Below are 22295 nucleotides of genomic sequence, written 5' to 3'. Positions count from 1 at the left end.
CCGGCAATGGCAGAAACGCTCAATGCCCTGCGGTCAACGCCGGATGCCCAATGCCGGATGCCAGACGAAAATAACTGGCGTCGGTTTAACGTCCGGCTTCGGGCGTTCGGCATCCAGCAACGGCGGTGTTTCGGGCACCCTTGCGATCAATCCGGCACAACCGGTGTTTTCACGCTAACTACAGGCCCTAATAAAGGCGACAACCCGTTTCAGGTCTTTGTTCGCTTCCGGCAGGAACGGCACCATGATGGGCCATACATGGAACACGCCGGGGCGCTCTATCCATTCCACTTTTACACCGGCTTGTTCGGCTGCGCGGCGTACCCGTTTGCCGTCGGCGTATAGCACTTCATCGGTGCTGGCGGTAATGAGTAGCGGACAGATACCGGTGTAGTCGCCCAGGCAGGGGGACGCGTAAGGGTGGCTGCGGTCATCCGGGTTGGGGAGATAGATATCGATCACGGTGCGAATGATATCGGCAGACAACATGGCATCGCTGGGGTCCAGCGCATCCAGGATGGTGTCGTCAGGAAAGGCGTTGCTGGCGGGTGAAAAGGTTACTGCGCAACGGGGTTGTTCCAGCCCCTTGTCGCGGATGTGCAGCAGGGTGGCCAGGGTCAGTCCGCCCCCGGCGGAGTCGCCGGCAATGACAATGTCCTGGGGGTGTTTGCCCAGGCTTAACAGATATTCGTAGGCTTCCATTACCCGGTTCACGGCGGCGGGGTAAGGGTGTTCCGGTGCGAAGGGGTACACCGGCAAGTAGACATCCGCTTGCAGCTTTTTGGCCAGCCGCCCGGCCAGGTTGTGGTAGGTCTTGGTGATGCCACCGATGTAGGCGCCGCCGTGCAGGTACAGCACCGTCATTGAGGGTTGCTTTACGCTGATGCGGTCCCCGGTAAACCCGTCCTGCTCCACGCGGCTGAGTGTCACGCCACGAGGCAGCAGTGTCAGCACGGGCGTGTCGTTGAAGACCTTGCGAAGGTGGCGTACCAGTTGCTGTTCGTTAAGGCCAGAGCGCTTGATGGTGCGCCGGGTCACGGCTTTGATAAGGCGGGCCTGGAGGCTCATAGGGCTGTCCGTTGTTTTGTTGTTGTGCCACCCAACCATAATCGGTCAGGCGGCGTGTGGGCAGGGTTGATCGGGCCAGTCGGGCTGGCCCGTGAGCGTTAAGGGCAGGGCGGTTACTCGCCGGACGCTTTGGCCTGCTCCGCGGGTGACGGCTGCTGCAGGCCGCCATCGCCGGTGGCGCTCATGGCGGGGATGCCACCGGCGCCGTAGTACTCGTCCTTGGTGAATACGTCCACTTCGATGGCCAGCAGGCAAGCCTCGGTGGCAGCATTCAGGGTGGCCAGTTCCGCATCGGAAATCACGCCCTGTTCAGCGGCCTGGGACGCCATGGCTTCCACTTTGCCTTTACCCAGTTTGCGGGCTTTCTGTGCGGCACGGATCTTGGCGCGCACCGGTTCGGCTTCGGTGGTCAGGCGGAAGGCCTTGAGCAGGCGGCCGAGCCCCTCGTCGCTTTCTTCCGGCATGTAGTTGCCGCCGACCAGACGCTTGTACTGGTCGCCATAGCTTTGCAGGGCCAGTGCGGCCTGGTGGCTGAGCTGGTCGTTGGGCAGCTTGGCCAGCGGGTTGATGCCCAGGCCGATACGGCCCACGGTTTTCAGGATTACGCCTACCGGGCCGCCAAAGTTCTCGTAGATGCCTTCGAAGGCCTGCTGGATCTGGGTCAGGCCGTATTCACCGGCGTATTGCACCAGCGCCAGGTCTTCCGCCTTGCGGCCTTCTGCTTCATAGCGGCGCAGGGCAGAGGTGGTGATGTACAACCAGGCCACCACATCGGCGTAGCGACCGGTGAGGTTGCCGCGTGCCTTGAGTTTGCCGCCCACGAAGAACATGGCCAGGTTGGTGAGCAGGCCGAAGCGGGTGGCGGCCCAGCCCAGGCGGCGGTAGATGCTTTTGGTTTTCGGCGCCACGTTGGGCACTTTCACGGTGAAGAAACCGCGGGTTACGCCGCGCACCAGGCTCATCACGAAGCCCAGCAAGAACTGGATCATCCAGCCGGTCAGGTTTTTGCGGAAGGCGCTCACATCATTGTCTTCCACCGCCTGCACCACGTTGTAGGCGTAGGGGTGGCAGCGGGTGGCGCCCTGACCAAAGATCATCAGGGTGCGGGTCATGATGTTGGCGCCTTCCACGGTGACGCTCACCGGGGCGGAATTATAGAGGCGACCCATGGTGTTGTTGGGGCCTTGCATGACGCCGTAACCCGCGGTCACGTCCATGGCATCGGTGCCGGTGTCGCGGCCCATTTCGGTGGAGTAGGCCTTCATGATGGCGGAGGTCACCGGCGGCTGGATGCCTTTATCCACGGCGGAACAACCAAACACGCGGGCGGCATCAAAGGCATAGGTCATGCCCGCGGCCTTGCCGATTTTGTGCTCCACCCCTTCCATGCGACCCACGGGGATGCCGAACTGCTGGCGCACCATGGAATAGGCGCCGGCGATCATGGCGCCGTGGCGAATGCCGCAGATACCGGTGGCGGGCAGGGACACCATGCGTCCGCCGGCCAGGGCTTCCATCAGCATCTTCCAGCCCATGCCGGTGTATTCCACGCCGCCCAGCACGTTGCTGGCGGGCACGATTACATCGCGGCCGACGATGGGGCCGTTGGGGAAGTGCTCGCCAATGGGTTGGTGATGGTCGCCGATGTGCAGGCCGTCGAGGCCTTTTTCCAGCAGCACCACAGTGATGCCGGCATCCTCACCTTTGCCCAGCAGGTTTTCCGGATCGTGCAGGCGTACTGCCAGGGAGATCAGATTGGAGACCGGCGCCAGGGTGATGTAGCGCTTGCGGAAGTTGAGCTTGAATTTGATCTCGCCGTCGCTGTCTTTGAACACTTCGCCTTCTGCCTTGATGGAGGCAGCGTCGGAGCCGGCGGTGGGTTCGGTCAAACCGAAGCAGGGAATGAACTCGCCGTTGGCCAGTTTCGGCAGGTAATACTGCTTCTGTTCATCGGTGCCGTAGTGGCCGAGCAGCTCTGCCGCACCCAGTGAGTTGGGAATCACCACCATGGCGCTGAGCAGGCCGGAGTGGGAGCTGACCTTGGCCATGATGCAGGACTTGGCCTGGGTGGACATGGGGTTGCCGCCGTATTCCTTGGCGATCTGCATGCCGAAGAAACCGTTCTCGGCCATGAAGGTGAACAGTTCATCTGGCAGTTTGCGGGTGCGCGACAGCGTATAGGCATCGGCCCTTTTCAGCAGTTCTTCCACTGGGCCATCGATATAGGCCTGTTCGTGTTCGGAAAGCTGATCGTAGTTTTCGGCGAGGATGCTTTCGAAATCCACCTTGCCGCCGAAGAATTGGCCGTCGATCCAGACGTCACCGGCTTCCAGGGCCTGGCGTTCGGTGTCGGAAATTTGTGGCAGGATCTTGTTATCCCGCATCCAGTTCATCAGTAGGTTAAACATGTTGCCGTCATCCTGTATGTGATTGCATTGATTAAGCGGGTTATTCGGTTTCCAGCACCATGGCGGCACCGATGCCACCGGCGGCGCAGGCGGTGGTCAGGGCCAGCCCGCCGCCGCGGTGTTGCAACTCGTGCAGCGCCTGGCTGATCACCCGGGCGCCGGTGGCGCCGAAGGGGTGGCCATAGGCAATGGAGCCGCCGTTCACGTTGAGCTTGCTGCGGTCGACTTCGCCAAGGGCGGCGAGCCCGGTCTGGCTGCGCACGTAATCGTCATCAGCCAGGCCGCGCAGGTTGCAGGCCACCTGGCCGGCAAAGGCTTCGTGCATATCCACCAGTGTCAGGTCACTGAGCGCCAGCCCGGCCCGGGCCATGGCGGCGGGGGCGGCCAGTACCGGGCCCATTAACAGGTCGTCCTGTGGGGTGCGGGCCGCGAAGGCGTAGGAGCGGATATAGCCCAGCGGGGTGTAGCCCAGGGCGGCGGCTTTCTTTTCGCTCATCATCAGCAGGGCGCCGGCGCCATCGGTGAGCGGGCTGCTGTTGCCGGCGGTCACGGAGCCGGTCTCCCGGTCGAACACCGGGTTGAGTTTGCTGTAGCCCTCGCGCTCGGAGTGTTTGCGCACCAGGTTGTCGTCTTTCAGAGTGTTGCCGTTGGGCAGGTGGGCGGTCATGACCTGGCGGTCCAGGCGGCCTTCGGCCCAGGCGCGGGCCGCGTTGCTGTGCGACGCATGGGCCAGATCATCCTGCTCCTGACGGCTGACGCCCCACTTCTTCACCATTTTCTCGGTGCTTTCCCCCATGGTTTCGCCCACCGAATATTCGGTGATGGACGGCGCCTGGGGCAGCAGGTCGCGGGCCTTGAGCTGGCTGAGCAACTTGATGCGATCTTTCAGTGTTTTGGCAAAGCTCACGTCGCGCAGTACCGCGCTCAGTTCCGATGACAGCGGCACGCGGGCACTGCTGGTAGAGTCGGTGCCACCGGCAATGGCCATGTCGGTGTAGCCGGCAACGATGTTGTCGGCCACGCTGGCGGCAGTCTGGAAACTGGTGGCGCAGGCGCGGGTAATGGAATAGGCATCCACTGTGTCCATGCCCAGCGCCAGGGCGATTTCGCGGGCAATGAAGGGGGCCTCGGGAATCATCACCGTCATCCCGAATACCAGCTGCTCGATTTCATGCTGGCTCAGGTTGTTGCGGGCCATCAGTTCCTTGACGGCCATGGCGCCCAGGTCGATGGCATTGAGGTCCCGGTAGTGGGTGGCGATGCGGGCAAAGGGGGTGCGCAGGCCATCGACGATGGCGACGCGGCCGCCCCGGCCGGCCAACTTCATTTTGCGAACAGGCATTGCAGACTCCTTGCAGGGTGCCGGTCACAGTGTAATCATTATTACACTTAATGTGACATTGATTGGTGGTAACGTGGCCCGAGCCTAGAAGGCTGCGGTGAGTGAGTCAATTGCCGGGGAGACACTGTCCGACACGAGTGTAAGATAAGTTACAGCTGCGCATCGTGCATGCGAGCCTGTGTGGATCAGTGAAGTGAGTTTTAGCTATGCAGAAAACGACCGAAGCAGTGCCGATGTCCCGGCAGGATCCGGCGGTGCGGGAGCGGATCGAGTGGGCGGCGGTGCAGGTCTTCGCCGATTCGGAATTCCACCATGTGACCTTGCAACAAATCGCCCGGGCCGCCCGCTGCAGCCTGCAAACACTTTACCGTTACTACGGGGATGACGCGCAGGGCAGCAAGGAGGCGCTGCTGAGCGCCTGTTTGCATCACGGCCTGGAGCAACTGGCCGAGCGGATGCTGGACCATCTTGCCGGTATTGATACGTTCCGCGACCGGCTCAGCAAGGTGTTCTGGGTGGTGCTGGATTTCTTCGACCGCAACCCGCAGATGGGTCGCATGATGATCAACTCGGTCTATCCGGGCCGCTGGGGCAGTGACACCACCCCGGGCCAGCAACGGTTGACCGAGCTGTTTCTCAGTGTGCTGCATGAGGGGCAGGAGGCCGGCATCCTCAATGACCAGGTGGCCAGCCCGATCCTGCTGGATTTTTTCTATGGGGTGTTGCTGCGTATTTCCCAGATGCATTTGTTGCGGGGGCGTCCCGGGCGGATGGCGGACCAGCACGGGGTGTTGTTTGATATGTTGTGGCGGGCAATGACCGTTTGATCGGCTGAACAGGCCAATCGCCGCGCAATTTCTGTGCTGGCGCTTGAGGTTTGTGCCGCCCTTTTCTATGTTGATTCATTGGCAGTGGCTCCATCACGGCACTGCACCACAAGAACAAGCCAGTACAAAGGGTACGCATATGCAGTCAGGCACGGTCGCCAGTAACGGAATCGAGCTTTTTTATGAAAGTCGTGGCCCGGAAAACGGGGAGCCCATCGTGTTCGTCATGGGGCTGTCGGCGCAGATGGTGTTCTGGCCGGATTCGTTGCTGGATTCACTGGCAGACAAGGGATATCGGGTTATCCGTTTTGATAACCGGGATGTGGGCAAGTCCACCCGAATTCGCAAGCCTATCAAACAGGGGCCGCTGTCCGCGATCCTGCGCAGCATGGTGGGCTTGTCGGTGGAGAGCGCTTACACCTTGCACGACATGGTGGCCGATACGGTGGGGTTGCTGGATGCCCTTAATATCGAACGGGCGCATTTTGTTGGCGCCTCCATGGGCGGGATGATCAGCCAGTTGATGGCGGGCACGCACCCGGAGCGGGTGTTGTCTCTGACCTCGATTATGTCCAGTAACAACAGCCCGCTGTTGCCACCGCCGAAACCGGCGGCGCTGAAAACCCTGGTGGCGCCACGGGTGAAAGTGGAAACCGAAGAGCAGTTTGTGGCCTTTGGCCTGGAGATGATGGCCAAGCTGGGCGGCACCTTGCCCCAGGGCAAGGAGGAGCTGGCCGCCATGTATCGGGCCTCCTGGGCACGGGGCATCAATCCGCGCGGTATCCGCAACCAGTTCCTGGCCATCATGGCCACCGGGTCGCTGACCAAAACCCTGAAACAGATCCAGTGCCCGACCACCGTTATTCACGGTGGCGCCGATCCACTGATCCGTCCCGCCGGCGGTAAAGCCTCGGCCCGGCATATTCGTGGCGCCAAGCTGGCCATCATTCCCGGCATGGGGCACGACTTCCCGCCATCGGTTATTGATCGCATCGGTGAACTGATTGCCGAGACCGTCGGGCGGGCCAATTCGGTGGTGCAGACGGCGGTGGCCTGAATGAGTCGTTGATGATGAACCGTGAATAGCTCGCGGGAGCGAGTGTCGATTCAGAAAGGCAAGAGGCCGCGTTCAGCGATTGGACGCGGCCTTTTTTGTGCTCAGTGACCGACTGCCGGTCTACTGTCGCGGTTCGATCCGCACCTCACTTCTCACCGACTGGGCGATGAAACACTTTTCGTGGGCACGCTGGTGCAGGGCCTGAATGGTGGCGATGTCCGGTTGCTCACCGTTAAAGGTGGCCAACGGTTGCAGGACCATGGTCTGCATATAAATCTTTGCCTGATCGTTCTGCCCCAGTACGCCCTGGGGATCATCATCGTAACTGGCCACCGACAGCCCTTCGCGGGCCGCTTCGGTGAGGAACGAGAGTAAGTGACAGCTGGCCAGGGCGGCCAGGAAGGCTTCTTCCGGTTCCATGAATTCCTGATGACCGTGGTGGCCATCGACCACGCGCACTTCATTGCCGTCTGGAAGATGCCAGAGGTAATGTTCCCGGTCGCCGTGGGCGGCCCAGCTAAGATGCATGGTGTGTTGTGGCACGAAATTTCCCCGGTTGATGCGTCGTCGTCAGATGGCTGTCAGGCAGCCTGTCTGATGAGTATGCCATCAAAATCCGCTCTTGCCATGACGACTTGGAGCGAATGTACCTGTTTCGGGTCAGGTCGCGGTCGGTAACGGTCAGCCTGGGTTGGCCGAATCGCCTTGTTGGCTCAGCGACCAGTAGCGGAACACCGCAATATTGACCAGCGCGCTGAGCAGTGAAACGGGCAGCGCCGCCAGTAACGAGGCCGCGGCGGCATGGCTGACCACGCCAAGAATGGCACTGGCCACCAGGCTGCTCATCATCAGGTACGCGAGAAATACCAGCACCAGCACCAGCAACAGCGGCCATTGCTGGGCCTGGGTCATCTGGAAAGAATGGCGCAGGGCGTCGACAGGATTTTGCTGCTTGAGTATCACCAGCAGAGGGGCGAAACACAGGCGGGTGTAGACCCACACCGCCGGGAAAAACAGGGCCATCCAGCCTAAAGACACACCAATGGCCATCAGCGCATAGGTGAGCAGCAGGGGTGGGTAAACCAGTAGTGCCGGGGCGATACAGGCCAGCAGGCCGCGGGGTTTGCCGTTGCTGCTGGCGGACAGTTGCACATACAGCGCACCTTCCGCCAGTGGGCGCACCAGTAAAATAATGGCCAGGCTGATGCCGCTGAATTGCAGGGCGGCCCCTTCGGTTTCCGGTAGCATGAACGAAGGGCCGAAGATCCACTGGGTGGCTTCAGTGATCAGGGCAAAGGGGGCGGTGACCAGAAACAGCGGGCCAAGGTGCCGCCACCAGAAAATGAAAATTTCGCGAAAACGGTGTCCGATCATGGTGGGCCATCAATTCAGTTGACGGCGCAACCATACGACAGCGCTGCGTCCATTGCCAGAACGCAGCGCCATGCCAAGGTTACCACCAGTATTTCCCCCAGTTTTCCGGGTTGGCCCAGAAGCGCGGGTTATTCCATTTGCGTTCGAAATTGTAGTTATCCAGGTCGTAGCTGTAGATGTTCAGTTCACGACCGTCTTCAGCAAAATGCCCCTGTTCGCGACAGCCCAGTGCCAGAAACCCGTTAGCCGGCCAGCGCAATTTCTGCGGTGCCAGGGTGGGTTGGTACACGGCCACCATGGAGTCGGTGTGCAGGTTGCGGAGCAATCCCAACAGTGCCTCGCCATCATGCTGGGGCATGTATTCCAGCTGATCCGCCACGATAGCGATATCCACCCGGTTGATGTCATCCAGGGCGGGGAACGGGTTCTGTTCCTGGATTTCCACCAGCGTGCAGTTGTGGTCTTTGCACCACTGGGCAACGACGGGGATGGGGTTGAGGCTGACAGTGAGAATGGAGGTGGGCTGGTGGCTATCGAGAATAGCGGCCAGACGTTCCTGCGGGGATTCGGTCATGGAGTGTGCCGTCGCAATATTCATGATTTCAGTCTAACGCCATTGTGGGTGGCTTTCGATAGGGGGTTGGGTAGCGTTTTGCAGTTTTTGATGCATCGCCGTTATGGCTTCCCGGGTGGTCTGCTGGGGGTGTGTTTTGGGCAGGGTGCCGGGAGAGTTTGACTGGTGCGCCATAGGGCTGGGCCACTGAAATGAGATCTTCATCAGAAAATAAGAAACAGGCATTGACGACTGTCCAATCAATAATGATAATGATTCTCATATAGGAAAAGGAGGTCAGCATGTCTCAGGTAAAGAAAAACGTTGCCACTACCACCCGTCAGGTCGCCATCAATGCGGAAAGCAGTGTGGCCAGCGGTTTGCTGCTTAATCACCAGGGCAAGTTGTGGATCGAGCATGCCGGCGAGCGTTACCAGCTGCGCCGTACATCCAACAACAAGTTGATCCTTACCAAGTGACGCTGCACGCAACACGCTTCACGCCACAACGCGATTCGCTGATTGTCGGTTTTTAAACGCCTTGCCCCGCGCTCACGTTTTTACGCGGGGTTCGGATCTTGAAAATCAAAAGTGCTTTCTGCGTGTTGTTGCGTGGAGTGTGATGCAAGCAGCGTCTCTTGACCGTTCTCCCTGACGTGGATCGCCAGCCGCAGCCAGCTTTCCACACCTAATTTAAGGCTCTTCGGCATGCAGCATGTTGTCTGCCCAACGCGCAGGATCTGTTGTCATTATGTTGTCTGCCAGCCGAGGCCGCCCTGTCGGCGCGGCGGCAAGCGGCAATAGTCATGACCCTGTCAGCGCGTTGTGGCTGAAGCATGTTGTCTGCTGCGCTATTTTTTGGAGGCAGTATGTCTGTCATGACATGGCCCGCGACCCCGGTCACATCCCCGCTGTTGAGGCAGTGTGGTGCTGCGCTCGGTGACCGCGTGCTGCGGTTGCAGGATGAACCGCTGGCAATTCTCAAGGCGTTGTACCGCTTGGGTTCACTGGTGGTAACCACCTTCTCCAGTGGGTCGCGCATTTCCCAGAACATGCATTACCCGACCCTTCAGGACGGCGAATCCGGGGCACCCGGTGAATGGTGGCTGGAGTCCGTAGGGGAGCGTTGCCGGTTGCGTCAGAGCTTGCAGGTCGGGCAGTGGCATTCGGTGTTGGCGGTGCTGGAACCCACCGGCGCCTTGCCGGCTCGCAGCCTGGTCTTTTTTGACCGTCATGGGCAGCCGCTACAGCAGATGGCGGTGGCGCCGGACAGTGGCGGGTTGGCGTTCGAGGAACTGGTGTGCGCCATGCTTCACCCGGATCAGCAAACCCTCAACCTGCCGTCGGTGTTGCCGCGCGGGGTGGCGGGTGAGCTCGGTTCGCTCAGTCAGTTGGAGCGTGACTGGGCGAGCAGCACGGACGACGAAGAATTTGCCGGATTATTGCAGCGCTGTGCTCAACAGCGCGACGTCTTGTACCGCTCAGTGCGCGACAGCTTTGCCTGCCAGGTGCGGGTGGAAACATTGCCGGCGGTGTTGGCAGAAGCGGCTGTGCGGGACACGGTAACGACCCTGTGTGTGGGCAATCAGGGGGTGCGCCTGTGCATGACCGCGCCCTGGTCGTCGCCTCGCTGGCAGGGAAGCCATTGCCATCTGGCCCATAACGGCGCTTTGGTGTCGCTGGACATGGCAAAGATGGACAGCCTGTGGCGGCTGCGCAAGCCCGGCGATGGGCAGGTGGTTACCGCCCTGGAAGCGTTGGATAACCGGGGTCAGTGGTTGTGGACTCTGTCCGCCGGTGACGAGGAAAGCCTGTGGCGAGCGCTATTGCGCGACAGCATCATTCGCTGACGCTGGTGTCTCCGTAGAATGTTGCCCTGGAACGCGAGCCGTTGCCGGCTTACCCCGGCCCCAATGAAAGCCATGGGGAATATGGTAGGGAAAGGTAACGGCTGGGCCGGCCGCTGTAGCGGTGATCGAACTGCGGGAATTCACAGCCGGCCAGGCAGGGCTGGGGGCGATACTGGTGTTGCCCGGTGTGCAGATTCAGGCGCAATTGCCCGGGTTCACCGGCGTCATCCTGGTGGTGGGTAAAATATTGCCCAGGGCGTCGGTCACCGAGAAATCGTCAAAGTGCACCAGTTCCACGACCCGTTCATCACCTTCTTCGCGGTAATTGCCGAAATGAAAAACGGCAAAAGGGCCCGGTTCAAATAGACGATGAGCCTAAAAGTGATCGTCGAACTGTTTCAGCAGCTGGATGATCTGGCCGGTTTCCTGCTCCATGCCTTTCAGGGCTTCCTCTGCCATGGGGGCTATATCGCACTGCCCGGGCAGGGGGTGGTCCGCTTCCAGAATGGCCCGGAAGCGGGCGATGAAAACCCACTGTAGCCATTCGCTGAAATTCATGGTGTCCGCAAAAAACGGCGTGCTGCTATTGAAGGCGGATGGCGCAGGCGGTTGTGGAGCCCACAGACCTTGCTGGTCCAGTTCCGTTTGCAATTCATTGAGCAGCGAGGCGAGTTGGGTGCGTTGGCTCATGGGGGAAATCATCCGCAGTCAGTCATCGAAGAGCGGCACCAGATCCGGTAGCTCATGCAGATTGTGGATATGGTGATGGGGGCGGTCCAGTTCAACCGGCCAGGGCAGATCGATAAGGTTGGCCCAGACGGCATGCATGCCGTGTTCGCGGGCAGCGTGCACATCTTCCAGCGGGTGGTCGCCCACGTGGACGGCCTGGTGGGCCTGAACCCCGGCGGATTGCAGGGCGGCATGGAACATGTCCGGGGCGGGTTTGCGCTTGCCGATGGTTTCCGCCGAGTGATGGAACGCGAATAGTTCGGCGATGCCAATCTGGCGCAGGTCGGCGTTGCCGTTGGTGAGCGCGCCCAGCTGGTAGCTGTCGGCCAGGGTTTCCAGCACGTCGCGGGCACCGGGAAAAAACGATACCTGGTTGCGGGCCTGATGAAAGACCGCAAAAGCGTCCAGGGCGATCTTGCGGGCTTCCGCGTTGCTGAACCCGGCGTCCATGAAGGCGCGGGTCATGGCGTCCTGGCGCAGGGCAGTCAGGTTGTCCAGGTAACCGGGATTTTCCTTGAGCAGGGCGGTACGCACCATGCGGACCCGCTCCGCGTCGAGGGCGCGGGCAGCATCCGGATGGCGCTCAGCGATCCAGTCACTACAGGCTTTCTCGGCCTTGCGGATCACTTCATCCACGGGCCACAGCGTGTTATCCAGATCGAAGGTAATCAGCTTGAGTGTGCTCATGGACGGTAGTTTATCGTAAAACCGTTAATGGCAGCACACCGCTTTATTCGCCTCGGGCATTGGGTGTCCTGCGTCAGGCGCCAAGGATTACTCGTCTTCGTCCTTGCGGCGCTGGGCCCTTGGGTGGGCGCCATCGTAGACCTGGGCCAGATGCTGGAAGTCCAGATGGGTGTAGACCTGGGTAGTGGCCAGATCGGCGTGGCCGAGCAGTTCCTGCACCGCACGCAGGTCGCCGGAGGATTCCAGCAGGTGGGTAGCGAAAGAGTGGCGTAATTTGTGCGGGTGCAGATGGTCGTCGAGACCGCGCTCCAGGGCGTGTCGCTTGAGCCGTTGCTGCACGCTGGAAGGCGACAGGCGACGGCCGTTCTTGCTGATAAACAGGGCGGTTTGCTCGCTGCTTTTGATCAGCAGGGGGCGGACTTTCAGCCAGCGCCGTACGGCGGTGAGGGCGGGTTTGCCCACCGGTAGCTGGCGGGTCTTGTTGCCTTTACCGGTGACCAGTAGCTGGCCGTCGCGCAGGTCGATGCTGTCCAGATTCAGGCTTAGCAGCTCTGCCAGCCGCAGGCCGCAGGCGTAGAGCAGCTCCATCATGGCCTGATCGCGCAGGGCCAGCGGTTCGCTGCTGTGGGTGCCGGCATCCAGCAGGTGGCTGACCTGGTCCGCGTCCAGCGCCTTGGGCAGGCGTTTGCCGCTTTTCGGGGCGCGGATATCCATGGCCGGGTTATCACGGGCCAGCCCTTCGCGCATCAGGTAGCGGAAAAACGTGCGCAGTGTGGAGAGCATGCGCTGGATGGTCTTGCCGCTTTTGCCCTTGCGGTGCAGTGAGGCGGCCAGGCTGCGAATGTCGTGCACGGACAGGGTATCCCAGGGCTGGCTGCCCAGCACTTTTCGGGCTTCGATCAGGTCCCGCTGATAGCTGCTCACGGTGTGCGGGGAAAGGCGGCGCTCGCTGGCCAGATGGGTCAGGAAAGCGTTGATAGTGGACGGTTGGCAGTTGGTGGCTTGGGAGAGGTTTTTGCTTTCGCTGTCCACTGTCAGCTGTCCACTGTCAGCTTGGTCTTGTTTTGGTGGGGGTATTGACGCACTACCTCATGCAGGCGGCGGCTCAGCACCTGGCCAATATGGGTAATGAACAGGGTGCCCAGGGAGCTGCGGAAGTGCATGGCGCTTTTGCTGCCGATGGCCAGCAGGCCCAGGCGACCCTGGTATTCCAGCGGCACCATGGCGGCGGAGCGAATGTCGGTGGCGTTGTCCTGGAACAGCGCTTCCATTTCTTCCGTGCGCATGGCGCCGCACACCGCCTTGCCGCTGCGCAGCAGGTGATTCAGGGCGCTGGGCAGGGCGTCGCTGTCCACGCAACGGATCTGGTTGCGCAGGTCGCCAAGAATAGGCACTTCCCGGTCGTACAGCATCAGCGCCACCTGGTCGCAGTGGAAGTCTGTGCTCAGGCTGGTGAGGAGATTGCGGAACAGTTTTTCGGCGCCGCGGGCTTCCAGCAGCGACAGGGTCAGGCGGCGGGTCTTGTCGAACAGGTGATCATTTTCCCGGGCCACATCCAGCAGGCCGTTGAGCCGGTCGCGCAGCTCGGTGTTGCGCTCGCGCAGAATCGACGCTTGGCGCTCCAGCAGCGATACCGCCTCGCCTTTGGAATCGGGCAGACGTAACAGTTCCAGCAGTTCCGGGCGATGCTGAAAGAAATCGGCATGTTCACGCAGGTAGGCGGCGACCTGGTCGGCGCTGGCTGGAGTCTGATCCGTCATCAATCCTGTCCTTTGTCATCATTCGGGTCAGTCGGCACTGACATCGCCGATGTTCGTAATCGCCTGCTAAAGAGTGATTTCAATAGCGCCATCATAGACATGGCTGGCGGGGCCTGTCATCTGGATGCCGCCCTGGCCATCGTAGCAGACTTGCAGGGTGCCGCCTGGCAGATGCACGGTGACGGCGCTATCCAGCCAGCCCCGGCGCTGCCCGATGACCACCGCGGCGCAGGCGCCGGAACCGCAGGCCAGGGTTTCGCCGGCGCCCCGTTCGTAGACGCGCAGACGGATTTCGTTGCGGCTGACGATCTGCATAAAGCCCACGTTGACCCGCTCGGGGAATTGCTCATGGCTTTCCAGCAGCGGGCCGGCGCTCTCCACTGGCGCGGTATCAACGTTTTCTACCAATAAGGTGCAGTGGGGGTTGCCCAGGCCCACGGCGCCCACTTCCCAGGCCTGTGTGCCGGACACCAGGAAGTAGCTGTCCGCTTCACTTTTGGCGGTCATGGGAATGGCGTCCAGCGCCCAGCGAGGTGCGCCCATGTCTACGGTGACCTGCTCATCATCGGTGACGGTGAGGGTCATCTGGCCGGCGGCGGTTTCCACCTGTATTTCACGCTTGTCCGTGAGCCCCTGTGCGCGCACAAAGCGGGCAAAGCAGCGGGCGCCGTTGCCGCACTGACTCACTTCGGAGCCGTCGGCATTGAGGATGCGGTAGCGGAAATCAGCATCAGCGGAACGGGCGGGCTGTACGATCAGCATCTGATCGAAGCCCACGCCAAAGTGGCGGTCGCCCAGGCGCCGGATTTCATCCGCAGGCATCGGCAGGCCGGTTTCCGGCAAGGTCTGGCGAATGCCGTCGATCACCATGAAATCGTTGCCCAGGCCGTGCATTTTTGTAAAGCGCAGGTTCATGCGGAATATCCGGTGCGACTAAAAGGCCATTGTACTGCCTGGAAACCATAGCGTCAGTCTCGTGTAGGCAAAAGATTACAGACATACAGGGAAAATGCTTGCCTGCCACTTCCCCAGGTCTGCTCTACAATCCAGCTCGCAAGAGGGTCTGTTTCTATTCTATGGAGAGAATTATGCGAATCTGGGTGAGTCGACTGCTGATCATGTCGGTGGTGGCCATGCTGGCTGCCTGTGGTGGTGGCGGTGGTAGTGATGGGTCCGGGAATAGTTCGGGTGGCGGTGACGGGGCATATGATCCCGCTCCGGGGAACGTGGCAAAGCTGGCGTTTGTGGACGCCAATAACCAGCCTCTGGCGAATGCAGAAATCAAGCTGGTTTCGGAAGCCGAGGCCAAGAAAACCAAGATGGCCAAGAGCGCCGGATCGGCGGGGCTGACATTTCCTTCGGCATCCACGTTTCCTGATTTCAGCGCAGTGGCTGGACTGTTTCTGGATGAAAAGGGTGAGCTGGATATCAGTGAAATTGTGCCGGGGATTTACTTTGTCCAGCTGACACACAATAGCGTGCAGGTTTATCACATTGTTCAGATCGCGGCGGGTAATGCTGTCGTGCTGTTTTCCATCACCATGCCGATCAGTTGTGATTTGTCCAGCTGCACGGAGGTAGATTCAATCGTCGGTTCGTTGTCAGGCATGGTTTATGACGATAAGGGTCCCATTGAGGGGGCACAGGTATCGCTTGGGGCTGGTGCTGCTACTAATGGGGCCTATGCGGTTACCACGACCAACGCTGAAGGTGAGTACTCTCTGAGTTTTAATGTGAGCAAGGATCTGGCTGAAACCCTGGCCACGTCGACCCTCCGGGCAGTCGCGCCGGGGTATCAAACCTCTTCCCAGGCTATCGAGGTCAATAGCGGCAGCCTGGCAGGCGTGAACATCAAGCTGGAGAAAGCGGAGCAGGATCAGGGGAGCGTGCTCTGGCGGGAGACATTTGAAGCGGATTCTGCAACTCGTGACCTGTGGCAGAAGGAGGGAGGCCTTGCGGAAACTCGCTGGCAGTACCTCAACGCGGGGCATGGAATCAGCAATAATCTGGTAGGCAGCTATGTGAAGCTTGCCCCCGGAGATCTGTCGGCGGGGGCCTTGCCTCAGGCGCTGCAGGGGCAGGTGTCTTACTGGTATGGGGATGTGACACAAGGCAACTTCATTGGTGAACGAGATCAGGATGGCAGTGTAAATGATGATGGCGGGCTGTCCGTATCTGAGCATCAGGGAGGGCTGGTCTCGCCTTCCATTGATCTCTCTGAAGAATCCGTGCCGCTTGCTTTGAGCTTCAGGGCCTGGTGGGAAATCGAGTCGGTGAATCCGAATGAAAACGGTTTCGACCTGATGATGGTCCAGGTCTCAACTGATGGCGGCAGCAGTTTTGAGAATCTGGCACGGCTCAATCCGTTGGCCGATCCTGAGTCCTCACTGGAGCGGGATGCAATCCCCTATTCCAATGCGGGTTTTAATGCTCCGCCCGTCAATGCACAGCAGGAGCCCATTTCTCTGGATGCTTACGCAGGTGAGTCGGACGTTGTGCTGCGTTTTGTCTTCTCTACGGAAGATGAGCTTTATAACGGTTTCCGTGGCTGGGTACTTGACGATGTGGTCATCTCTCGTACGGAAGGTTCTTTCCCGTTGTATGAAGGCGATGGCGAAGACGAGGTGGGTGGCATGGAGCCCATGGCCAAATCAGGCTTGGCTGGCACAGGCAAAAGAGTGTCCAGATAGAGGCTCCCCGCCAAGAAGCCAGGAATGTAAACCGCCCCTCGGGGCGGTTTTTTATTGCCATAAGGGCTGGTTGTCCTACACTGCCGCTTTCAGCTCATTCTGGATGTATGTCATGTTGTCCTACCGCCACAGCTACCACGCCGGCAATTTCGCCGATGTCCTCAAGCACATCGTGCAGATGGCAATCATTGAATACCTGAAGAAGAAGGACAAACCCTTCACGGTGCACGACACCCACGCCGGTGCAGGCAGCTATGCCATCGCCAGTGAGCACATGCAGAAGACCGGTGAGTACCAGGAAGGGATTGCCAGGTTGTTTGGCAAGCGCACCGGGGTGGGGGTGATTGACCAGTATGTGTCGCTGGTGGAAAAGCTGAACCCGGTGGGGCGGCTGACGGACTATCCCGGTTCGCCGCTGATCAGCGCCCGCCTGCTGCGTGAGCAGGATGTGCTGCAGTGCACGGAGCTGCACACCACTGACTTTGCCCTGCTCAAGCGTGAGTTCGCTGACGACAAGCGGGTGCAGGTGCTCAAGGAAGATGCCTGGCAGGGGCTTAAGGCATTGCTGCCGCCCCAGCATCGGCGCGGTCTGGTACTGATTGATCCGTCCTACGAGATGGAAGCGGATTACAACGGCGTGCTGCCTGCGGTGCAAATGGCCATGGAGAAATTTGCCACCGCCACCTATGCCATCTGGTACCCGGTGCTGGACCGCAACCGCACGGAAAGCTTTATTCGCCGTTTTGTGAAAGCGGGGATTCCCAATCTGTTGCGGGTGGAATGCTGCGTGCGCCCGGATGCTTCCGGCCGCGGCATGACCGGTACGGGCATGTTGATCATTAACCCGCCTTACACGCTGGCCCAGCACATGGCTCAGGCCATGCCGTTATTGAAAGATGCGCTCTGCGATGCCAATGGTCATACCCTGGTAAAGCAGCTGACCGGTGAAACGCCGGAATGACCGTTGTTCTGCGAGACGCCCGGCGTGGGGATGTGGCGGACTTGTTGCGCCTTATCCGTGATCTGGCGCGCTACGAAAAAGCCGAGGATCAGGTGAAGGCCGATGCACAGCAGCTGGCTGCTACCCTGTTTGGTGAAGGAGCAACGGCCCATGCCATGGTGGCCGAGCAGGATGGCCTGATCGTTGGGCTGGCCATCTACTTCTTCAATTACTCTACCTGGCAAGGCCGCAACGGCCTGTATCTGGAAGACCTGTTCGTGGAGCCGGAACAGCGAGGGGCGGGCATCGGCAAAGCCCTGCTGGCCCGGCTGGCGGCTTTGGCCGTGGAGCGTGATTGCGGGCGTTTCGAGTGGAGCGTACTGGACTGGAATACGCCCGCCATCGATTTCTATGAAGGCCTGGGCGCACGCCCCCAGTCAGAGTGGGTGCGCTACCGTCTGGAAGGCGATGCCCTGAAGGCACTGGCGAATACCGCCTGACGCGCTGTCTTGTTGGTGCCAGCTGCGCCTGTCGTGTGGCCGTTTTCGGTTGCCGTTTGCCGAGTGAAACTCCGACGACCGGTGATGCCGGTCTGTCGCTGCACTGGTAGACTGCGCCGCTTTCTGTACAGGCGGTAAGTGCTTACTTGCGCTTGCTCACGTATAACCGAACGTTCTGTCGCCCACTGTTGCCGCCATGACTGAATCCCGACACCGCCGTCCCTCCCTGTTTGATGCCTTGCTGCCGATTGTCGTGTTGGTGGGCCTGCTGGCGGCGGCGGTGTACCTGTATGGTGACAGCGCGTCTTCCGGGCCTAACCAGATTGCCCTGTTGTTCTGCGCCGGCCTGGCCTCATTGATCGCGTTCAAGAACGGTCTGACCTGGCGGGAAATCGAAACCGCCATGGTACAGGGAATCTCGGTGGCGCTGGGTGCCATCCTGATTCTGCTGATGGTCGGCGCGCTGATTGGCACCTGGCGGCTGGCGGGCATTGTCCCGTCGCTGATCTATTTTGGCCTGGAGCTGATGAACCCGTCGCTGTTCTACGCGGCGGCCTGCCTGATCTGCGCGATTATTGCCCTGAGTATCGGTTCCAGCTGGACTGTGGCGGCCACCGTGGGCGTGGCGCTCATCGGCGTGGCCAGCGGGCTGGGGCTGTCCCTGCCGGTGGCCGCCGGGGCAGTGGTGTCCGGGGCCTATTTCGGTGACAAGATCTCGCCCCTGTCCGAAACCACCAACCTGGCGCCGGCGGTGGCCGGTTCCGAACTGTTCGAGCACATTCGCCTGATGCTGTGGACCACGGTGCCGTCCATTGTCATCGCCCTGCTGATCTTTCTGGTGATGGGGATGCATACGGACATTCCCGACACCGGTGTGGATCGTATTGCGCCCCTGCTGGCAGGGCTGGAAAGCCAATTCCATGTTTCCCTCATTCACTTGCTGCCGCTGGGGCTGTTGTTGTTTATGGCGCTCAAGCGCATGCCGGCGCTGCCTGCCATTTTCATTGGCGCGCTGGTGGGTGGTGTCTGGGCGTTGCTGTTTCAGCAGGAGGCCATCGCCGTGCAGGCAGGGGTAGCCAACCCGGACTGGACGCTGACCCTGCAGGTGATCTGGCAGACTTTCTTTGCCGGGGTTACGGTGGATGCCGGCGATGCGGCTCTCAATGACCTGCTCTCAGGCGGTGGCATGGCTTCCATGATGAACACGGTCTGGCTGATCATGTGCGCCATGACGTTTGGCGCAGTCATGGAAAAAGCCGGGCTACTGGCGCGTTTGATCGAGGGGCTGCTGGGGATGGTCAAGGGCGCTGCCGGGTTGATCACCGCGACCCTGGCGACCTGCTTTGGCAGCAATATCCTTACCGCCGATCAGTACATCTCCATCATCATGCCCGGGCGCATGTTCCGCGAAGCCTATGAGAAAAAAGGGCTGGCCCCGGTAAACCTGTCCCGTGCGCTGGAAGATGGCGGCACCATCACCAGCCCGCTGATCCCCTGGAATACCTGTGGAGCCTACATGCAGTCGGTGCTGCTGGTGCCGGTGACCGATTACCTTTTCTATGCGTTCTTCAACCTGATCAACCCGGTGCTGGCGCTAGCCTATGCCTGGCTGGGGATCAAGGTACTGCGGTTGACCCCGCCGCAAGCAGTGGCCACTACTCCTCGTTGAACAACAGCACCAGGGTGCCGCCGCGCAGCACGCTACCGTAGTTCAGGTTGATGCCGATGCCCACGTTGTCCACGAAAGGGATTCCCCTTTTTCGCAGGTCCAGTAACCAGCCAACCCCGGCTTCGTAGTAATAGTGGTTACCCAGCGGACCATCCAGATCGCCGCCCAGATCATACCGTGAGGCCTGCAGCCAGACATTCTGGCCGGACAGTATGCGGGTGACAAAGGGGTGGCGCCAGCGGACGCCGTTGGACCAGTACCAGGCTTCCGGTTGCACATCGTGGGCGGATTCTCCGGTGTTATAGGTGCGCCCATGCATGTAGTGAAAATCACTGATCAGCTTCAGTTCTGCGCCGCGCCCGTCGACAAACCAGGTGGCACGAACATGGGGTTCGGCCTGCCAGGCATTGGCGCGATAGTTGGTTATCAGCCCATCGGCCAGCGGTGCCAGGGCCTGGGATTCCGGGGTGTTGAAATCCGTGTCATTGCGGTAGCGCTGCCAGAGCAGGTTCATGCCTGCGGCTAGGCCGACATGATCATTCATCCGGTGACGGACTTCCCCACCCATGGACAGTGTGGTCACTGAGCCGTCGATCCTGTCCTCCACGCGTTGGTCGGGGCTGACCAGTCGGGTCTCCTGTTGCTGGCCGAGGTAAGCGGCCTTCACGCCAAGCACCAGGGTATTGCTGTCTTCCCCCAGTGGCCTGCTCCAGGTGTAGGGGATGGACAGGGTGGTAAGGCGCTGGCGAAGTTCCTGGGCTTCCAGTGAACCCAGGTTTTCATCCTCGAAACCGATGTAGTTGTTGGGATCGAAATCCCAGAAGCCGAAGCGTACGGCATTGCCGCCGGTGAGAAGGGCGGCGGTGACATAGTTTTCTGCCAGGCTCAGACGGACGGCCTGGTCCAGTGGCGTGGCCGCTTGGGACGGTGCGGTAAAAACCGCGAGAACAAAAAGCAGGAGCGCGTGTCGGGCCATGACCGTTTCAGGTTGCCACTTTGGATCTAGTTAACCACAAAATTCGCTCCCACAGGTGAGCTTCGCGGCGGCAGAAAAAAGCCGCCCCGACATTCGTCTGGCGCGGCTTTTTGTGTTCACTCTATCTCCCAGCCGCTTTCGCGTTGTTGCCCCAAGCGTGTTGCGCGCAGCGTCTCTCGTTACGGCAGCAGCGACTCCAGCTTGAGCTGTTCGTCATAGGTTTCCCGCTGACGCACCACAAAGGCCTGGTCGCCATCCACCATGATCTCGGCGGGGCGGTTGCGGCTGTTGTAGTTGCTGGCCATGGCGAAGCCGTAAGCGCCGGCGCTGCGCACGGCCAGCAGGTCGCCGGTTTCCAGGGACAAAGCGCGGTCCTTGCCGAGGAAGTCGCCGGTTTCGCACACCGGGCCGACGATATCCCAGTTACGGCAATCGGCGTCATGGGGTTTCACCGGCACGATATTTTGCCAAGCGGAATACAGGCTCGGGCGAATCAGATCGTTCATGGCGCCGTCGACGATGGCAAAGTTCTTGTGCTCGGTGGGCTTGAGGAACAGTACCTGAGTAATGAACAGGCCGGCGTTGGCGGCAATGGAGCGGCCCGGTTCGATGTGTACGGGCAGCTCGCCGGGGATGTGCTTGAGCAGGGCCTGCACATACGCTGAACGGTCTGGCGGAGTCTCGTCATCGTAGGTGACGCCCAGGCCACCGCCCAGATCCAGATGATGGATTTCGATGCCGTGCTCCTGCAGCTGGGCCAGCAGCTTTAACACCCGCTCTAGCGCATCTTCAAAGGGCGCAAGCTTGGTCAGCTGGCTGCCGATATGGCAGTCGATGCCGAGGATGCGGATGTGCGGCATCTCGTGGGCGCGCTGATACAGGGCCGGCGCCTTGGTGATGTCCACGCCGAACTTGTTGTCTTTCAGGCCGGTGGAAATATAGGGGTGGGTCTGGGCGTCCACATCCGGGTTCACCCGAATGGCGATGGGCGCTTTGCGGTCCAGTTCGCCGGCCACCAGATTGAGCAGTTCCAGCTCGGCGGCGGATTCCACATTGAAGCAGTGGATGTTGGCTTTCAGAGCCGCGGCCATTTCATCGGCGGTTTTGCCCACGCCGGAAAAGACGATCTTGTCCGGGTCGCCACCGGCGCGCAGCACCCGCTCCAGCTCACCACCGGAAACGATATCGAACCCCGCTCCACACCGGGCCAGCACATTCAACACCGCCAGGTTGGAGTTGGCTTTCACCGCGTAGCACACCTGATGAGGGTGGTCGCCGAAGGCTTCATCGAAGGCCAGATAGTGACGCTCCAGAGCCGCACGGGAATACAGGTAGAGCGGCGTGCCGAAGCGATCCGCCAGCTGTTCTACGGGAAGATCTTCGGCGAATAGCTGGCCGTCACGGTACTGAAAGGGATCCATGATTATTCCTGTGCGGACGCGTTGGCGTCGTCTTCGTCTTGGGTGTCGTCACTGTCTGTGGCGTCGGCTTGCGCCGCCTGGGCGTTGCCTGTCGGAGCGGCGGCGCTGCGTTCCTGGTCAAAATACAGCGGACCTTTCTGGCCGCAGGCGGCCAGTAGCAGGAACAGTAACAGGCTGAATGGGCGCATGGGATACTCCGTTTGCTGGAGGGGGAGTATAACGGTTCGGTACTGCAATGGCAGCCTGCGCCCTCCTGCGGTTTGGGTGTCCGATAACGCCGCTTGAGAAAAAAGCGGTCCGGTTTACTATCAGTGAATAGTCTGCCCCGCGTGGACACATTTCTGCTGATCTTTTCGCCCCTTCACTCGTACTTGCCCTGCCTGAGCCTGGATACCCCGGCACGCGGGTAGACGTGTATGCGTGGGGCATTTAACCCTGTAAGGAG

The 22295-nt window shown here is 60.5% G+C and carries 22 protein-coding genes; 8 read left to right on the top strand and 14 right to left on the bottom strand.

The features are described from left to right. Positions 1–174: 174 nt before the first annotated feature. The 3 genes from COA55_RS02640 to fadI form a co-directional block, all read right to left on the bottom strand. A complete protein-coding gene (locus COA55_RS02640) occupies positions 175–1068 on the bottom strand; it encodes an alpha/beta hydrolase (protein ID WP_290500502.1) in 894 nt (297 codons plus the stop codon). A 113-nt stretch (positions 1069–1181) separates the two neighbouring features. Beyond that, on the bottom strand, positions 1182–3476 hold the full coding sequence (locus COA55_RS02635; RefSeq protein ID WP_290500501.1) for an acyl-CoA dehydrogenase: 2295 nt from the start codon (positions 3474–3476) through the stop codon (positions 1182–1184). 40 nt (positions 3477–3516) lie between these two features. Beyond that, positions 3517–4818: an acetyl-CoA C-acyltransferase FadI gene (fadI, locus tag COA55_RS02630; protein WP_290500500.1), complete on the bottom strand. Its 1302-nt coding sequence runs from the start codon at positions 4816–4818 to the stop codon at positions 3517–3519. Positions 4819–5024: 206 nt separating this feature from the next. On the opposite strand from fadI, the gene COA55_RS02625 reads away from it, so the two are divergent. Together COA55_RS02625 and COA55_RS02620 are read left to right on the top strand one after the other, a co-directional pair. After that, positions 5025–5645 carry a TetR/AcrR family transcriptional regulator gene (locus tag COA55_RS02625; protein ID WP_290500499.1) on the top strand — a complete coding sequence of 207 codons (621 nt, stop codon included), beginning with the start codon at positions 5025–5027 and terminating at the stop codon, positions 5643–5645. 139 nt (positions 5646–5784) lie between these two features. After that, positions 5785–6702: an alpha/beta hydrolase gene (locus tag COA55_RS02620; RefSeq protein ID WP_290500498.1), complete on the top strand. Its 918-nt coding sequence runs from the start codon at positions 5785–5787 to the stop codon at positions 6700–6702. A gap of 120 nt (positions 6703–6822) precedes the next feature. On the opposite strand, the gene COA55_RS02615 is transcribed toward COA55_RS02620, so the two are convergent. From COA55_RS02615 to COA55_RS02605, 3 genes are all read right to left on the bottom strand, one after another. After that, the gene (locus COA55_RS02615) at positions 6823–7245 is read right to left on the bottom strand and encodes an OsmC family protein (RefSeq protein ID WP_290500496.1); all 423 of its coding nucleotides are present in this window, start codon (positions 7243–7245) and stop codon (positions 6823–6825) included. Between the two features lie 138 nt (positions 7246–7383). Then, positions 7384–8076: a hypothetical protein gene (locus COA55_RS02610; RefSeq protein ID WP_290500494.1), complete on the bottom strand. Its 693-nt coding sequence runs from the start codon at positions 8074–8076 to the stop codon at positions 7384–7386. A gap of 79 nt (positions 8077–8155) precedes the next feature. Continuing rightward, entirely contained in the window at positions 8156–8674 is a 519-nt protein-coding gene (locus tag COA55_RS02605) for a DUF6231 family protein (protein WP_290500493.1), read from the bottom strand. Between the two features lie 257 nt (positions 8675–8931). Here COA55_RS02605 and COA55_RS02600 point away from each other — a divergent pair, with 257 nt between their 5' ends. Together COA55_RS02600 and COA55_RS02595 are read left to right on the top strand one after the other, a co-directional pair. Then, positions 8932–9108, top strand: a complete 177-nt coding sequence (locus COA55_RS02600) for a hemin uptake protein HemP (protein WP_007149677.1) — start codon at positions 8932–8934, stop codon at positions 9106–9108. 389 nt (positions 9109–9497) lie between these two features. After that, complete coding sequence (locus COA55_RS02595; protein ID WP_063520620.1) at positions 9498–10478, top strand: hypothetical protein; 981 nt, start codon at positions 9498–9500, stop codon at positions 10476–10478. A 375-nt stretch (positions 10479–10853) separates the two neighbouring features. Here the strand turns inward: COA55_RS02595 and COA55_RS02590 are convergent, their stop codons facing one another. The 5 genes from COA55_RS02590 to dapF all read right to left on the bottom strand — a co-directional run bounded on the left by COA55_RS02590 (position 10854) and on the right by dapF (position 14569). Then, positions 10854–11168, bottom strand: a complete 315-nt coding sequence (locus tag COA55_RS02590) for a YqcC family protein (protein WP_082872270.1) — start codon at positions 11166–11168, stop codon at positions 10854–10856. 18 nt (positions 11169–11186) lie between these two features. Further along, a complete protein-coding gene (locus COA55_RS02585; RefSeq protein ID WP_063520618.1) occupies positions 11187–11894 on the bottom strand; it encodes an HAD family hydrolase in 708 nt (235 codons plus the stop codon). 87 nt (positions 11895–11981) lie between these two features. Beyond that, positions 11982–12926 carry a tyrosine recombinase XerC gene (gene xerC / locus COA55_RS02580; RefSeq protein WP_290500489.1) on the bottom strand — a complete coding sequence of 315 codons (945 nt, stop codon included), beginning with the start codon at positions 12924–12926 and terminating at the stop codon, positions 11982–11984. A 2-nt stretch (positions 12927–12928) separates the two neighbouring features. Further along, positions 12929–13654: a DUF484 family protein gene (locus tag COA55_RS02575; protein ID WP_063519332.1), complete on the bottom strand. Its 726-nt coding sequence runs from the start codon at positions 13652–13654 to the stop codon at positions 12929–12931. A gap of 66 nt (positions 13655–13720) precedes the next feature. Next, complete coding sequence (gene dapF, locus COA55_RS02570) at positions 13721–14569, bottom strand: diaminopimelate epimerase (protein ID WP_363969311.1); 849 nt, start codon at positions 14567–14569, stop codon at positions 13721–13723. A 98-nt stretch (positions 14570–14667) separates the two neighbouring features. On the opposite strand from dapF, the gene COA55_RS02565 reads away from it, so the two are divergent. The 4 genes from COA55_RS02565 (at position 14668) to nhaC (ending at position 19453) form a co-directional block, all read left to right on the top strand. Beyond that, positions 14668–16344, top strand: coding sequence for a carboxypeptidase-like regulatory domain-containing protein (locus COA55_RS02565; RefSeq protein ID WP_290500488.1), 1677 nt, complete (start codon positions 14668–14670; stop codon positions 16342–16344). Between the two features lie 112 nt (positions 16345–16456). Continuing rightward, complete coding sequence (gene rlmJ / locus COA55_RS02560) at positions 16457–17305, top strand: 23S rRNA (adenine(2030)-N(6))-methyltransferase RlmJ (protein ID WP_063519335.1); 849 nt, start codon at positions 16457–16459, stop codon at positions 17303–17305. Further along, positions 17302–17784, top strand: coding sequence for a GNAT family N-acetyltransferase (locus COA55_RS02555; RefSeq protein ID WP_290500486.1), 483 nt, complete (start codon positions 17302–17304; stop codon positions 17782–17784). Before rlmJ ends, COA55_RS02555 begins: the two co-directional genes overlap by 4 nt. A 196-nt stretch (positions 17785–17980) precedes the next feature. Then, entirely contained in the window at positions 17981–19453 is a 1473-nt protein-coding gene (gene nhaC / locus COA55_RS02550) for a Na+/H+ antiporter NhaC (RefSeq protein ID WP_063538197.1), read from the top strand. Here nhaC and COA55_RS02545 read toward each other — a convergent pair. The 3 genes from COA55_RS02545 to COA55_RS02535 all read right to left on the bottom strand — a co-directional run bounded on the left by COA55_RS02545 (position 19440) and on the right by COA55_RS02535 (position 22038). Continuing rightward, positions 19440–20429: a Solitary outer membrane autotransporter beta-barrel domain gene (locus COA55_RS02545; protein WP_290500483.1), complete on the bottom strand. Its 990-nt coding sequence runs from the start codon at positions 20427–20429 to the stop codon at positions 19440–19442. The two genes, nhaC and COA55_RS02545, sit on opposite strands and share 14 nt — an antisense overlap. A 179-nt stretch (positions 20430–20608) precedes the next feature. Then, a complete protein-coding gene (gene lysA / locus COA55_RS02540) occupies positions 20609–21850 on the bottom strand; it encodes a diaminopimelate decarboxylase (RefSeq protein WP_290500482.1) in 1242 nt (413 codons plus the stop codon). A 2-nt stretch (positions 21851–21852) separates the two neighbouring features. Continuing rightward, positions 21853–22038 carry a lipoprotein gene (locus COA55_RS02535; RefSeq protein WP_290500481.1) on the bottom strand — a complete coding sequence of 62 codons (186 nt, stop codon included), beginning with the start codon at positions 22036–22038 and terminating at the stop codon, positions 21853–21855. Positions 22039–22295 lie beyond the last annotated feature (257 nt).

The organism is Alcanivorax sp. (genome assembly GCF_002733835.1).
Classification (GTDB): Bacteria; Pseudomonadota; Gammaproteobacteria; order Pseudomonadales; family Alcanivoracaceae; genus Alcanivorax.
This window is presented reverse-complemented; position numbering and strand designations above follow the sequence as displayed.

Excerpts from the sequence above, each read along its gene's own strand:
- nhaC (WP_063538197.1), top strand. The coding sequence starts at position 17,981 with ATGACTGAATCCCGACACCGCCGTCCCTCCCTGTTTGATGCCTTGCTG.
- fadI (WP_290500500.1), bottom strand. The coding sequence starts at position 4,818 with ATGCCTGTTCGCAAAATGAAGTTGGCCGGCCGGGGCGGCCGCGTCGCC.
- lysA (WP_290500482.1), bottom strand. The coding sequence starts at position 21,850 with ATGGATCCCTTTCAGTACCGTGACGGCCAGCTATTCGCCGAAGATCTT.
- COA55_RS02640 (WP_290500502.1), bottom strand. The coding sequence starts at position 1,068 with ATGAGCCTCCAGGCCCGCCTTATCAAAGCCGTGACCCGGCGCACCATC.
- COA55_RS02605 (WP_290500493.1), bottom strand. The coding sequence starts at position 8,674 with ATGAATATTGCGACGGCACACTCCATGACCGAATCCCCGCAGGAACGT.
- rlmJ (WP_063519335.1), top strand. The coding sequence starts at position 16,457 with ATGTTGTCCTACCGCCACAGCTACCACGCCGGCAATTTCGCCGATGTC.
- COA55_RS02620 (WP_290500498.1), top strand. The coding sequence starts at position 5,785 with ATGCAGTCAGGCACGGTCGCCAGTAACGGAATCGAGCTTTTTTATGAA.
- COA55_RS02625 (WP_290500499.1), top strand. The coding sequence starts at position 5,025 with ATGCAGAAAACGACCGAAGCAGTGCCGATGTCCCGGCAGGATCCGGCG.
- COA55_RS02635 (WP_290500501.1), bottom strand. The coding sequence starts at position 3,476 with ATGTTTAACCTACTGATGAACTGGATGCGGGATAACAAGATCCTGCCA.
- COA55_RS02555 (WP_290500486.1), top strand. The coding sequence starts at position 17,302 with ATGACCGTTGTTCTGCGAGACGCCCGGCGTGGGGATGTGGCGGACTTG.
- COA55_RS02585 (WP_063520618.1), bottom strand. The coding sequence starts at position 11,894 with ATGAGCACACTCAAGCTGATTACCTTCGATCTGGATAACACGCTGTGG.
- COA55_RS02575 (WP_063519332.1), bottom strand. The coding sequence starts at position 13,654 with ATGACGGATCAGACTCCAGCCAGCGCCGACCAGGTCGCCGCCTACCTG.
- dapF (WP_363969311.1), bottom strand. The coding sequence starts at position 14,569 with ATGAACCTGCGCTTTACAAAAATGCACGGCCTGGGCAACGATTTCATG.
- COA55_RS02600 (WP_007149677.1), top strand. The coding sequence starts at position 8,932 with ATGTCTCAGGTAAAGAAAAACGTTGCCACTACCACCCGTCAGGTCGCC.
- COA55_RS02610 (WP_290500494.1), bottom strand. The coding sequence starts at position 8,076 with ATGATCGGACACCGTTTTCGCGAAATTTTCATTTTCTGGTGGCGGCAC.
- COA55_RS02590 (WP_082872270.1), bottom strand. The coding sequence starts at position 11,168 with ATGAGCCAACGCACCCAACTCGCCTCGCTGCTCAATGAATTGCAAACG.
- COA55_RS02545 (WP_290500483.1), bottom strand. The coding sequence starts at position 20,429 with ATGGCCCGACACGCGCTCCTGCTTTTTGTTCTCGCGGTTTTTACCGCA.
- COA55_RS02535 (WP_290500481.1), bottom strand. The coding sequence starts at position 22,038 with ATGCGCCCATTCAGCCTGTTACTGTTCCTGCTACTGGCCGCCTGCGGC.
- COA55_RS02595 (WP_063520620.1), top strand. The coding sequence starts at position 9,498 with ATGTCTGTCATGACATGGCCCGCGACCCCGGTCACATCCCCGCTGTTG.